The organism is Pseudomonas sp. GG8 (assembly GCF_052976945.1).
The window spans coordinates 5,344,887-5,356,582 of the sequence record NZ_JBRIIP010000001.1; the positions used below are offsets into that span (position 1 = coordinate 5,344,887).

General features: G+C 59.0%; 13 protein-coding genes. 5 read left to right on the top strand and 8 right to left on the bottom strand.

The features are described from left to right. Positions 1–2 precede the first annotated feature (2 nt). From ACVBEG_RS25155 to lptM, 4 genes are read right to left on the bottom strand one after another with little or no spacing between them, the layout of a single operon-like run. Positions 3–740: a DUF484 family protein gene (locus tag ACVBEG_RS25155; protein ID WP_322176976.1), complete on the bottom strand. Its 738-nt coding sequence runs from the start codon at positions 738–740 to the stop codon at positions 3–5. A 13-nt stretch (positions 741–753) separates the two neighbouring features. Beyond that, positions 754–1,584: a diaminopimelate epimerase gene (gene dapF, locus ACVBEG_RS25160; RefSeq protein WP_322176975.1), complete on the bottom strand. Its 831-nt coding sequence runs from the start codon at positions 1,582–1,584 to the stop codon at positions 754–756. 4 nt (positions 1,585–1,588) lie between these two features. Further along, entirely contained in the window at positions 1,589–2,836 is a 1,248-nt protein-coding gene (gene lysA, locus ACVBEG_RS25165; protein WP_322176974.1) for a diaminopimelate decarboxylase, read from the bottom strand. Positions 2,837–2,845: 9 nt separating this feature from the next. Then, positions 2,846–3,007 (bottom strand): LPS translocon maturation chaperone LptM, encoded by a 162-nt coding sequence (gene lptM, locus ACVBEG_RS25170; protein ID WP_219063018.1) that lies wholly within the window; start codon positions 3,005–3,007, stop codon positions 2,846–2,848. A 242-nt stretch (positions 3,008–3,249) separates the two neighbouring features. On the opposite strand from lptM, the gene cyaY reads away from it, so the two are divergent. From cyaY to rnk, 3 genes are all read left to right on the top strand, one after another. Then, the gene (gene cyaY, locus ACVBEG_RS25175; protein ID WP_322218542.1) at positions 3,250–3,582 is read left to right on the top strand and encodes an iron donor protein CyaY; all 333 of its coding nucleotides are present in this window, start codon (positions 3,250–3,252) and stop codon (positions 3,580–3,582) included. Between the two features lie 2 nt (positions 3,583–3,584). Further along, positions 3,585–3,821 carry a DUF1289 domain-containing protein gene (locus tag ACVBEG_RS25180; RefSeq protein ID WP_322176972.1) on the top strand — a complete coding sequence of 79 codons (237 nt, stop codon included), beginning with the start codon at positions 3,585–3,587 and terminating at the stop codon, positions 3,819–3,821. 151 nt (positions 3,822–3,972) lie between these two features. Then, positions 3,973–4,383 (top strand): nucleoside diphosphate kinase regulator, encoded by a 411-nt coding sequence (gene rnk, locus ACVBEG_RS25185; protein ID WP_322176971.1) that lies wholly within the window; start codon positions 3,973–3,975, stop codon positions 4,381–4,383. Between the two features lie 60 nt (positions 4,384–4,443). On the opposite strand, the gene ACVBEG_RS25190 is transcribed toward rnk, so the two are convergent. The 4 genes from ACVBEG_RS25190 to argH all read right to left on the bottom strand — a co-directional run bounded on the left by ACVBEG_RS25190 (position 4,444) and on the right by argH (position 9,701). Next, positions 4,444–7,293, bottom strand: a complete 2,850-nt coding sequence (locus ACVBEG_RS25190) for a class I adenylate cyclase (RefSeq protein ID WP_323565860.1) — start codon at positions 7,291–7,293, stop codon at positions 4,444–4,446. Positions 7,294–7,497: 204 nt separating this feature from the next. Beyond that, complete coding sequence (locus ACVBEG_RS25195; RefSeq protein WP_322176969.1) at positions 7,498–7,743, bottom strand: TIGR02647 family protein; 246 nt, start codon at positions 7,741–7,743, stop codon at positions 7,498–7,500. A gap of 209 nt (positions 7,744–7,952) precedes the next feature. Then, positions 7,953–8,237, bottom strand: coding sequence for a hypothetical protein (locus tag ACVBEG_RS25200; protein WP_322176968.1), 285 nt, complete (start codon positions 8,235–8,237; stop codon positions 7,953–7,955). A gap of 69 nt (positions 8,238–8,306) precedes the next feature. Continuing rightward, positions 8,307–9,701 carry an argininosuccinate lyase gene (argH, locus tag ACVBEG_RS25205; protein ID WP_322176967.1) on the bottom strand — a complete coding sequence of 465 codons (1,395 nt, stop codon included), beginning with the start codon at positions 9,699–9,701 and terminating at the stop codon, positions 8,307–8,309. A 145-nt stretch (positions 9,702–9,846) separates the two neighbouring features. On the opposite strand from argH, the gene ACVBEG_RS25210 reads away from it, so the two are divergent. Then, positions 9,847–10,929: a sensor histidine kinase gene (locus ACVBEG_RS25210; RefSeq protein WP_447108394.1), complete on the top strand. Its 1,083-nt coding sequence runs from the start codon at positions 9,847–9,849 to the stop codon at positions 10,927–10,929. Then, positions 10,926–11,672, top strand: a complete 747-nt coding sequence (locus tag ACVBEG_RS25215) for a LytR/AlgR family response regulator transcription factor (RefSeq protein ID WP_447108395.1) — start codon at positions 10,926–10,928, stop codon at positions 11,670–11,672. Before ACVBEG_RS25210 ends, ACVBEG_RS25215 begins: the two co-directional genes overlap by 4 nt. The last annotated feature ends 24 nt before the right edge of the window (positions 11,673–11,696 follow it).

The following is an 11,696-nucleotide window of genomic DNA, read 5'->3' on the forward strand; positions in this document are numbered from 1 at the left end:
GGTCAGCGAACCGAGCGTAGTGACTGGGTGAAGCGCGGCAACACCCGGCCCAATACTTCTGCGATATAGCTGAGAAACAGCGTGCCGACGGAGCTTTTGTAGTACTGCGGATCGCGGCTGCCGATGGCCAGAACGCCATGCAGGCCTTGATGAATCAGGGCAACGACGGCGGTTGAGCCGATTTGTTCGCCTTGTTCGCGGCCGAACAAAAAGGTCAGCTCGTGCTCGCGCAGTGCGCCGCAGACAGTCTTGTCGCCCGAGATCAGGCCACCGATGGCTTTCTGCGCGTCGGCACTGCTGACCCAGCGGCCTACGGGCATGGGGTTGTCGCTGAACAGAATGAGGCTGACGAAGGGCACCTGAAACTCTTCGCGGAGGCTGTCTTCCACGGCGATGACCACTTCTTCCAGGCTACTGGCGTCCATCAACGCGAGGATCAGGCGACGGGTCTTGTCGAACAGTCGATCATTGTCGCGCGCCACGTCCATCAGTTGCGAAAGGCGGTGGCGCATCTCGATATTGCGGTCGCGCAACAGTTTGAGCTGGCGCTCGACCAGCGATACGGTATCGCCGCGCTGGTGCGGGATGCGCAAGGCTGGCAGGAGCTCTTCGTGTTCAACAAAGAACTCCGGGTGATGACGCAAGTAAGCGGCGATAGCCTCCGCCTCAAGGGCTGGCGCTGCGTTGTCGGCAGGTGCTTCGCTGGGCTTTTCGGCTGAAATCTGAGGCTGATCGGTCATCGGATTTGCTCACTCATAGACGAACCTGTCCTTCGTAAACCCGCACTGCAGGACCCGTCATCATCACGGGATGGCCTGGGCCTTCCCACTCAATGGACAAGCGCCCGCCAGGCAGGTCGATCAACAGGGGCGAATCCATCCAGCCCTGACTGATGGCAGCCACCGCCGCCGCGCAAGCGCCGGTACCGCAGGCCTGGGTTTCCCCTGCACCACGCTCCCAGACGCGCAGTTGCGCGCGTTGGCGATCAACCACATGCAAGAAGCCGACATTGACCCGGGCCGGGAAGCGCGGGTGATGCTCCAGCTTCGGCCCAAGCTCATGCACGGGCGCATTATTGATGTCTTCGACACGCAAAACTGCGTGTGGATTGCCCATCGATACTGCGGCAAGCTCAATGATTTGGCCATCGACTTCGACGGGATAGCTCGGCGCCTGTTCGTCGGCCTGAAACGGAATCTCTTCTGGAATCAGGCGTGGAGGGCCCATGTTGACGCTGATCTGGCCGTCGCTGCGTATGTCCAGTTCGATGATGCCGCTTTTGGTTTCCACGCGAATCTGGCGCTTGGTGGTCAGGCGTTTGTCCAGCACGAAGCGGGCAAAGCAGCGCGCGCCGTTGCCGCACTGCTCGACCTCGGAGCCGTCGGAATTGAAAATCCGGTAACGGAAATCGACCTCCGGGTTGCTCGGCGCTTCGACCAGCAGCAGTTGGTCGAAGCCGATCCCGGTGTGGCGATCACCCCATTGTTTGGCGTGCTTGGGCAAAATGTGCGCGTGCTGGCTGACCAGGTCCAGAACCATGAAGTCGTTGCCCAAACCATGCATCTTGGTAAAACGCAGCAGCATGGGGTTACTCCGGCAGCAGGCTTTCGCCAGCAAACAGCTCTGCCACAGTCTCGCGGCGGCGCACTTCGAACGCTTCGGCGCCATCGACCAATACTTCGGCGGCGCGGCCGCGGGTGTTGTAGTTGGAACTCATGACGAAACCATAAGCCCCAGCCGAATGCACCGCCAGCAAATCACCCTCGGCCAGCACCAGTTGGCGCTCCTTGGCCAGGAAGTCACCGGTTTCGCAGATCGGTCCGACGATGTCGTAAGTGCGTGGCTGGCCGTCGCGTGGGCGAACGGCGCTCACGTCCATCCAGGCCTGATACAACGCTGGACGAATCAGGTCGTTCATCGCCGCATCGACGATGGCGAAATCTTTGTGTTCGGTGTGCTTGAGGTATTCAACCTGGGTCAGGAGCACGCCGGCATTGGCTACGATGAAGCGACCGGGCTCGAACACCAGTGCCAGGTCACGACCGTCAAGACGCTCACGCACAGCCTTGATGTAGTCGCTGGCCAGCGGGGGTTCTTCGTCGCGATAACGCACGCCCAAACCGCCGCCAAGATCCAGATGGCGCAAGTGAATGCCGCAATCGCCAAGGCGATCGACCAGCGCCAGCAAGCGATCCAGTGCATCAAGGAACGGCGGCAGGCTGGTCAGTTGCGAGCCGATATGGCAATCGACGCCGACTATATCCAGGTTCGGCAGTTGCGCGGCTCGGATGTACACGTCTTCGGCGTCGGCGATGGCGATGCCGAACTTGTTTTCTTTGAGCCCGGTGGAGATGTACGGGTGGGTGCCCGCATCGACATCCGGGTTGACGCGCAGGGAGATCGGCGCGCGTACGCCCAGCTCTGCGGCCACCACTTGCAGGCGCTCCAGCTCGTCGGTTGATTCGACGTTGAAGCAGTGCACGCCGACTTCCAGGGCGCGACGCATGTCTTCGCGAGTCTTGCCGACGCCGGAGAACACGATTTTTCCGGGTTCGCCGCCAGCGGCCAGCACGCGTTCCAGCTCACCCCGGGACACGATGTCGAAACCAGCGCCTAAACGCGCCAGGACATTGAGTACAGCCAGGTTGGAGTTGGCTTTTACCGCAAAGCACACAAGGTGCGGCATACCGTCCAGTGCATCGGCATAGGCACGGTATTGCGCTTCGATGTGCGCGCGGGAGTAGACGTAGGTCGGCGTGCCGAAACGCTCGGCAATGGCAGACAACGCTACAGCCTCCGCGAACAGTTCACCGTCGCGGTAGTTGAAGGCGTCCATGGGTGTTCCCTAGTAAGTAGAGTGCTTATGCGATTGCGATTGCGATGATTTTGCTTGGTCTTCAGGGGATTTGCTGTCGTCGGGCAGGTACAGCGGCCCTTTCTGACCACAGGCAGAGACGAGGCAAGCGACCGCGAGGAGCGCAGCAAGGGAAGAGATCAGGCGCTTCATGGCGAAATCCTTTGTAAAAGCATTAATTGCGCACGAGTATACCGGCCACCCAGCGCCTTGCCTATGCGGCCGCCTACCCGTCCGGCGGGGCTCCGGGCAAGGCCCTGATGATTTGTCCCGGCGCGATGATGCATTATCGACATTGCCGCCTGCTGTTGGGCGGGTATGCTTTGCATTTGTCCGAATGCGACCGTATCTTGCGGCGCTGCGTCACCGGTAGACACTTTTTTGAGGTTCCCGTAATGAGTTTGACTGAAGCCCGCTTTCACGATTTGGTCGATGCCACCCAGCAAGCGCTGGAGGATATTTTCGATGAGAGCGATCTGGATCTGGACCTGGAAAACTCGGCCGGCGTGCTGAGCGTGAAGTTTGAAAATGGGACCCAGCTTATTTTCAGCCGCCAGGAACCGTTGCGTCAGCTATGGCTGGCCGCGCGTTCCGGTGGTTTCCATTTCGACTACGACGAAGAGGAGAAGCGTTGGGTGTGCGACTCCAGTGATGAGTTGCTCAGCGAAATGCTCGCACGCATCACTCTGGATCAGGCCGGCGTCGAACTTGAGTTCGACGAGATCTGACAGTGGCCGACAGCACCGCTTCCGCGCCGGTCAAACCGGCGAAACCCTTGTTCAGCAATGTCAGCCCGGCAGTGCCGTCGCCCTGCATCAGCGTGTGCCGGCTCGATGAGCAAAAGGTTTGCCTGGGTTGCTGGCGTCCAGTCGAAGCTATTCGCGAATGGCGCTCGGCTGATGATCACCGGCGCCGGCAGATTTGCGCGGAGGCCGAGCAGCGCAGGCTAGGCCTCACTCGAACGTGAGTGGCTGTCCGCTAAACCTCGCCGGCTTGTGTATTTATTAGGCTGTGATAGTGTCCGGGCATGCCTCATTTGCTTGAGGCCCGTCAAAACCCCGCCCGAATCGGCGGGGTTTTGCTTTTATCAGGCAGAATAAAAGGAGCCTGTCAGGATCATGAGCACCGCACCTTCAATCATCCTCACCCGACTCGACGTGCAACGTCTTGAGCGTCTCCTCGACAGCCTGGATGAGGGCACGCCGGGCATTGAAGCGCTTCAAGCCGAGTTGGATCGCGCCGAACAAGTGGTCGGTCACGAAGAAGTGCCTGCCGGTGTCGTGACCATGAACTCACGTGTGCATTGCCGCGAAGAAAGCAGTGGCAAGGATTACCACCTGACGCTGGTCTACCCGCAAGATGCAGGCGCCGAAGGCACGGTGTCGGTGCTGGCGCCGGTCGGCTGTGCACTGCTGGGCTTGCAGGTTGGTCAACACATCGACTGGCCCGCGCCCGGCGGCAAGACGCTGAAGCTGACGTTGCTGGAAGTGGAATATCAGCCGGAAGCGGCGGGTGAGTACAACCAGTAAGGCCCCTGATCGCGGGCAAGCGCGCGTCTACACGTAGAGTGCCTGCCCTGCGGTCGCAGCTCAGGCTGCATCCATTGCGCTATTCAGCGCTCTTTCCAGATCCGCTTTGTAGCGTAGAAACAGAATGCTTTGCCCGCATACATCGCCCAGTAAACCGGACAGATCAAGGTCGGTGATGTAGCAGCGATAGCGCTCGGTTTCGCTGCGTTGTTCGAGAATCTGTTGGGCGACCACGGCGAATAACTGCTCACCATATTCCAGTTCGGAAAACTCTCGGTGGTTGCAGTACAAGGTGACATTCACCTGTCCTGGCGCCGCTTCGTCAATGATTGCCTGCACGTCATAGAACGGCTTTTCGAGTGGGATGGCGGGCGTCACGCGGGGCTCTACTCGCCGGGCGCGGCCTGCGCCGGTGGGCAGCACCTGGTAGTACAGGGTTTCCAGCGAGGACGGCTTCAGCGGATTGTCCAGCGGCAGCAGGGCGCCACGTCGATACACCAGCGACTGGAAGAAGCGTTGCAGCGGCACCAGCAGGCTTGATTCATCGTGGTACGGCAAACGCTGATGCCATAACGCGTTGTGCTCATCGAGCACATAGAGGTCTGCGTGGGGTTCGTTGATCCGGTAAAACACCTGAATGCATTCCGGCTGGCCATGGGGCAGGATCAGCGTCAGGTCATGCTCATCCAGTGCGTTCGTGTCCAGGTGCAACGGGCTGTAGCTCGGTAACTCCTCGCTCAAGTAATCAAGCAGCGCTGGCAAGCTGGGCAATGCCACGTGATTGACGTGTCCGGGCACCATTTCCAATACGTGGTAGTGCTGCTGAACCTGGATCAGGTAACGGTGATTGAGGCGTCGGGTGAGCAGCAATTGGGCGGTGTGGACCAACTCTTCGACCCGCTGGGCAATGGCTGTCGCGCGGTTATGGCAGAAGCAGCGCACGCGCACATGCGGTTGCTCCGGGCCTTCGGGCAGGTTGCTGAGGAATTCGCTCAGGCAGTCGAGTAGCGCATGGGGCCCGTCGTAACGGCTGACCAGTATTTCATTCCAGCTGTTGAGGGTGATCTGGTCGAGGGTCAGCACCAGATTTTCCCGAACGCCGGCATAGCTCAGCGAGTCGGTGCGTTCGGTGGTCATCAGGATATTCAGGTCCCGGTGATGTTTGAGCGGATCGATGCCGACGTTGATCAGTAACAGCACTTCGCTGGGCACGCTGGGGCGCAACAGCGATTCTTCGCTGACACTGGCGAGGGGCATTTCTATGGCCTGCTGCAGGCTGCCGATCAGGTTGAATAACTCAAATTCGGTCAAATCACTGCTGCCTGGGTGCAGCGCCAGGCGCGTGGTGGTGTCGATCACGTTGTTGCGATGGCACCAGACCAGCAGTTCAAGCAGTTCCCGGCTGCGCTTGATCGGTGAAAAATGCTCCCATTCCTGCGCGCCAAGGCTGCCGTTAAACAAGCCCCACTGGGTTTTTCCCGGCTCGCGGCGATTGGGCGAATGCACCAGTGTCAGTGTGTCTTCGGCCAGGTCCGGGGCGATGCCCGGATTGATGAACTCGACCTTGCCGGCCTTGCGCTCGAAGGCGGCATACAAACGACGGCCGAGCACGTTCAGGTCGCGCTTGTTGATCACGCTGACCGCCCGTTGCGTGCGGGCAAACTGAGTGAGAAACCGGTAGCTGTAATTGAGCTCGTTGACCAGCGCGCGGCGTTCAGTGGTGACCTGTCGGACTTTCCACTGGCTGCGACTGTCGAGCAGCGCCAGGTGGCGTTCGTCCCAGCCCCATTCCTTGGCCAGTCGCTCCAGCAGCACGTGCTGCCAACGGGAGGTACGCTGGCGTGCGGAGCCGGTGAGCTTTTTGTTGACCTTCAAATACAGGCTGCGCCGCACCAGTTCCAGACGCTCCGGTTCGTTCCGGGCGTTGAGGTACTCTTCTATGCGTCGGTACACAACCATGTACGGGTCCAGCTCGTCGAGGTCGAGCTTGTTGGCGAAGACCGCCTGTTTGAAGCGCAAACTCAGACACTGCCCGTGCGGATGTTCGCTGGCATAGACCTCGATCAGCAACAGTTTGAGCACCGACTTGTAAGGCGACTCAATGCCTTTAAACAGTTGCCACAGGCCTGCGCCAATGAACTCCCCAGGTGGAATGTGCGCCATATGACCGAGGTCGAGCATCTCTTCGGCCCGGATGAAGCGCTTGGACAGCAGCGTGTGGACGTACTCGCTGTACCGCTGTTCGTCGTAGACCGGCACCAGCCACCATAAGGGTGTGCGGCCTGCCAGCCAGATCGCGGTGCGATAGAACTCGTCCAGCAGCAGATAGTGCTGGGTGGTGCCGCAATCTTCCGAGCTGAGTTGGGCGTCGCGCTCACCGAGGGTGAAGCGTTTTGGATCGATCAGAAAGAAGTGTGCTTCAGCGCCCTGGGTCGCTGCCCACGCTTCCAGTGCCTGGCATTTTTTGCGCAGTTCGGTGAGCGCGTCCTCGCCCAGCTCGGAGTCGTGACAGACCCAGACATCCATGTCGCTTTGCTCGGCCTGGGCCAACGTGCCAAGGCTGCCCATCAGGAACAGGCCGTGGATCGGCTGCGGCGGATTGCCGTGGCGCGGCTTGTAGGAGAACGATCGGGTCAGTCGTTGGGCTTCGGCCAGTGCCAGGGTATCAGGTTCATAGCTCGTCACCCCGGCAGGCGTGCTGCCGGAAACGTAACCGGGTAGCAGCGGGTGATTGACGTGAAAGAACAGCGGCAGCAGCGTCAACACGGCCTGTTGCCGGGTTGACAGACCTTCCATTGCACGGCCGAGCCGCCCATCGTTGAGGGTCAGAAAGCGGGCGCGCAACTGGTTGAGGACCTTGCGGTCGATCCCCTCATCCAGGTCGGGACGAATTTCATACGTACGCGTCATCGCAAATAACCGGCGGGCGAGGCTCGAAAGGAGGGCTCAGGGCGATGAGCAGTTTACAGCCTGTGATCAGGTACTTTTAAGCTGATTATTTATTTTGACGTCAAAATTTGAACGAGTGCACTTCGGGGAAAATGAAGAGCATGAGGAAGGGCTCGCGAATTGGTTATGAGGGAGAACCAAACCTCCCGCGAGCCAGGCAGCGTTTCAGGCCGTTTCGGTTACATTCAGGATGGTCAACAGCGATTGGGTATGCTCGGCAGCTTCGAGCCCTAGACTGGTCAGATAACCGCCATCGGGTTGGGTGATCAGCCCTTTTTCGAAGAGTCGCTGTACTGCTGCAATCGCGGCGGGAGCGGCTACGTGATGGACTTTCAGGCCCTCAAGGGTATTGCCCAGATTGAACAGTGCGAGGATTTCCAGTTCGGCAACCAAATCAGGGGTATACGACATAGGCACTCCAGACATTTCCAGTAATACGCGGCAGCAGGTCTGTGGAGTGTCTCGAGTCAAGGCACAGGAACGAGCTGTTCTGCGCTTATTGAGCTCTTGAGGACCCATAAAGCCGGCTTGGCGTGACAGCCCCGGAGGTTATGCGGCAGCGGGGCCTTTGCAGTGTAGTCAGGCTGTAGCTTTTTTGCCTATGTATCTCTGGCCGGTCGTCATTTGGCTTCGGGCGGCAGCTCTGGCAGGGCGCGAAGTGCCTGTTCGTACCACTCAGTATTGAAAGGACGGTCCTCTTCAAGCAACGCATCAATTTCAACCGCCAGCACGTGGGCCATAAGCTGGAGGATTTCTGCACGCTCGTAACCCACCAGGGTGAGTTTGTTGAACGTGGCTTTGGCAGCGGGTGGATTGTCGCTTTCGATCTGGTTTTCGATGGCCTGAGTCAGGGTCGATTCAGCGAATTCTTCGTCATCGTCGTTGTTGTCAATTTGATCGGTCATAAATGTTCCTGAAAAAAGAAGGCTGTGTAGGAGCGCGCTTGCAACTCCGCGCTCCTGCAGGCTTTTATTTTAGCGGGTTGCCAGCAGCGCCTTGCCACGCACCACGGCCGCTTTGACCTGGGCGGGAGCCGTGCCGCCGATGTGGTTGCGGGCGTTGACCGAGCCTTCGAGGGTCAGCACCGCGAACACGTCCTGATCGATCTGGTCGCTGAACCGGCGCAGTTCTTCCAGGCTCATCTCGGCCAGGTCCTTGCCGCTTTCCACGCCGTATTTCACCGCATGCCCAACGATTTCGTGGCAATCACGGAACGGCAGGCCGCGACGGACCAGGTAGTCCGCAAGGTCGGTAGCGGTGGAGAAGCCACGCAAAGCCGCTTCACGCATTATCGCGTGCTTGGGTTTGATCGCCGGGATCATGTCGGCAAACGCACGCAGTGAGTCGCGCAGGGTGTCGGCGGCGTCGAACAAGGGTTCCTTGTCTTCCTGGTTGTCCTTGTTGTAGGCCAGTGGCTGGCCCTTCATCAAAGTCAGCAGGCCCATCAATGCACCAAAGACCCGGCCGCTTTTGCCGCGCACCAGTTCAGGCACATCGGGGTTTTTCTTTTGCGGCATGATCGAGCTGCCGGTGCAGAAGCGATCAGGCAGATCAATGAATTGGAACTGCGCGCTGGTCCACAGCACCAACTCTTCCGAGAAGCGCGACAGGTGCATCATCGCCACGCTGGCCGCAGCGCAGAACTCGATGGCGAAGTCACGATCGGAGACGCTGTCCAGCGAGTTGCCGCCGACAGCATCGAAGCCCAGCAGCGTGCAGGTCAGTTCGCGATCAATCGGGTAGGTGGTGCCGGCCAGCGCCGCGCTGCCCAATGGCAAGCGATTGAGGCGCTTGCGGCAGTCGACCAGACGCTCGTAGTCACGGCTGAGCATTTCGAACCAGGCCAGCATATGGTGGCCGAAGGTCACCGGCTGTGCGGTTTGCAGGTGGGTGAAGCCGGGCATGATGGTCTCGGCTTCACGCTCGGCTTGCCCCAGAAGACCTTCTTGCAGGCGGGTGATTTCGGCCAGGATCACATCGATTTCGTCGCGCAACCACAGGCGGATATCGGTCGCGACCTGGTCGTTACGGCTACGTCCGGTGTGCAGTTTTTTGCCGGTGATACCGATGCGGTCGGTCAGACGCGCTTCGATGTTCATGTGCACATCTTCCAGGTCGATACGCCAGTCAAAATTGCCGGCTTCGATCTCGGACTGAATGGTTTTCAGGCCGTCGATGATGGTGTCGCGCTCGGCGTCGGTCAACACGCCGACGTGGGCCAACATGGTCGCGTGGGCGATGGAGCCCAGGATGTCGTGGCGATAGAGGCGTTGATCGAAGGTGACGGAGGCGGTGAAGCGGGCGACGAACGCGTCGACGGGTTCACTGAAGCGGCCGCCCCAGGACTGATTGGTCTTGTCGGTGCTCATGGGTTCGCTCGTTAGTCTGCAGGCTGCTGTTTAAAAAAATATGGCGTGGCCGATTTTGAAATGGGCGCAGCGATAATAACAGGGTTGCTGTTATTTTATCCTTGACCGGCTTGCCGCTGGGTCCCGTGACGCAGAGACTGGTCCAATGCGAAATAACCGTTTGAACCCGGGTGCAGCGCCAGCGCCCGGCAAAGAGTTCTTCTTGCCCGAACTGTGCCTGCCTCAGGCATTATTGGTGCTTGTGGTGCTGGCCGAACTATTAGTGATGGTGCTGGTGTTGGTCGAGCCCATGTACCCGATGTTCGATTGGGTGCGACTGGCGTTGATTTCGCTGTTTGTACAATGGATCGTGCTGCTCTCGGCAGCCTTGCTGTGCGGGCTTCGGCCTTGGCTGGCGCGCCTGCGTGCGGGTGTCGCAGGTCTTTTGTGTTGCGTGCTGGTGGTTGGCTTGACCCTGCTGTGCACGGCGGTGACCGACTATTGTGAGCTGGATGGATCGGCTTCAGTTGGCGCAATGGTCGAGCGTTATCTACGGTATTCGTTGATTGCCTTGATTATGTCTGCGTTGATGCTGCGTTACTTTTATCTGCAGAGTCAGTGGCGCAAACAGCAACAGGCCGAATTGGGGGCCAGGATCGAATCGCTTCAGGCGCGCATTCGCCCGCACTTTCTGTTCAATACGCTCAACAGTATTGCTAGTCTGGTGGCCAGCGATCCGGTCAAGGCCGAGCACGCGGTGCTGGATCTTTCCGACCTGTTTCGTGCCAGTCTTGCCAAGCCGGGGAGTTTGGTGACATGGCATGATGAGCTGGAGTTGGCGAAACGTTATTTATCAATTGAGCAATATCGTCTTGGCGAACGTCTACAGTTGGAGTGGGCAGTGAGTGCAATTCCAGACGACTTGCCGATTCCACAGCTAACCTTACAACCACTGCTTGAAAACGCCTTGATCTACGGGATTGCTCCTCGGGTCGAAGGCGGCGTAGTAAGGGTTGAAGCAACCTATAAAAAGGGAGAGTTCATATTGTGTGTCAGCAATCCCTATGACGAAGTCGCCAAAAGGCAGACTTCTAACGGTACTCATCAGGCGCTGGTAAACATTGGTGCACGCATTGCGGCACTTTTTGGTCCCCGCGCCAGTCTGAGCGTGGAGCGCCGTGACGGTCGTCACTTCACCTGTCTACGCTATCCTTGTGCGAGACTTACGCAGGAAGCCAAAGCAATATGAATGTCCTGATCGTTGATGACGAACCCCTGGCCCGCGAGCGACTAAGCCGCCTGGTCAGCGAACTCGAGGGCTATCGGGTCCTCGAACCCAGCGCCACCAATGGTGAAGAAGCCTTGGCGTTGATCGACAGTCTCAAGCCTGATGTCGTGTTACTCGATATCCGTATGCCCGGCCTGGATGGTCTGCAAGTCGCCGCTCGATTGTGCGAGCGCGAGACGCCGCCCGCGGTGGTGTTTTGCACCGCCCATGACGAGTTTGCCCTGGATGCCTTTAAGGTTAGCGCCTTGGGTTATCTGGTCAAACCGGTGCGTGCCGAGTATTTGCTCGAAGCTTTGAAAAAAGCCGAACGACCCAATCGGGTGCAGCTGGCGGCATTGACCCGGCCAGCAGCCGAAAGCGGCACTGGCCCGCGGAGCCATATCAGTGCGCGAACCCGCAAAGGCATTGAACTGATTCCGCTCAACCAAGTGATTTATTTCATCGCGGATCATAAGTACGTGACCCTGCGCCATGAAGGCGGCGAGGTGCTGCTGGACGAGCCACTCAAGGCGTTGGAAGATGAGTTCGGTGATCGTTTCGTGCGTATCCACCGTAATGCACTGGTCGCCCGTGATCGCATCGAGCGCTTGCAACGTACGCCTTTGGGCCATTTCCAGCTGTTTCTCAAGGGCCTCAATGGTGATGCGTTGATCGTCAGCCGTCGGCATGTGGCCGGAGTGCGCAAGATGATGCAACAGTTGTAAAACGGCGCGGGCAAGCCCTTGCAG

Coding starts and splice junctions, on each gene's coding strand:
- lysA (WP_322176974.1), bottom strand. CDS start 2,836: ATGGACGCCTTCAACTACCGCGACGGTGAACTGTTCGCGGAGGCTGTA.
- ACVBEG_RS25215 (WP_447108395.1), top strand. CDS start 10,926: ATGAATGTCCTGATCGTTGATGACGAACCCCTGGCCCGCGAGCGACTA.
- rnk (WP_322176971.1), top strand. CDS start 3,973: ATGAGCACCGCACCTTCAATCATCCTCACCCGACTCGACGTGCAACGT.
- dapF (WP_322176975.1), bottom strand. CDS start 1,584: ATGCTGCTGCGTTTTACCAAGATGCATGGTTTGGGCAACGACTTCATG.
- lptM (WP_219063018.1), bottom strand. CDS start 3,007: ATGAAGCGCCTGATCTCTTCCCTTGCTGCGCTCCTCGCGGTCGCTTGC.
- cyaY (WP_322218542.1), top strand. CDS start 3,250: ATGAGTTTGACTGAAGCCCGCTTTCACGATTTGGTCGATGCCACCCAG.
- ACVBEG_RS25155 (WP_322176976.1), bottom strand. CDS start 740: ATGACCGATCAGCCTCAGATTTCAGCCGAAAAGCCCAGCGAAGCACCT.
- argH (WP_322176967.1), bottom strand. CDS start 9,701: ATGAGCACCGACAAGACCAATCAGTCCTGGGGCGGCCGCTTCAGTGAA.
- ACVBEG_RS25195 (WP_322176969.1), bottom strand. CDS start 7,743: ATGTCGTATACCCCTGATTTGGTTGCCGAACTGGAAATCCTCGCACTG.
- ACVBEG_RS25200 (WP_322176968.1), bottom strand. CDS start 8,237: ATGACCGATCAAATTGACAACAACGACGATGACGAAGAATTCGCTGAA.
- ACVBEG_RS25210 (WP_447108394.1), top strand. CDS start 9,847: ATGCGAAATAACCGTTTGAACCCGGGTGCAGCGCCAGCGCCCGGCAAA.
- ACVBEG_RS25190 (WP_323565860.1), bottom strand. CDS start 7,293: ATGACGCGTACGTATGAAATTCGTCCCGACCTGGATGAGGGGATCGAC.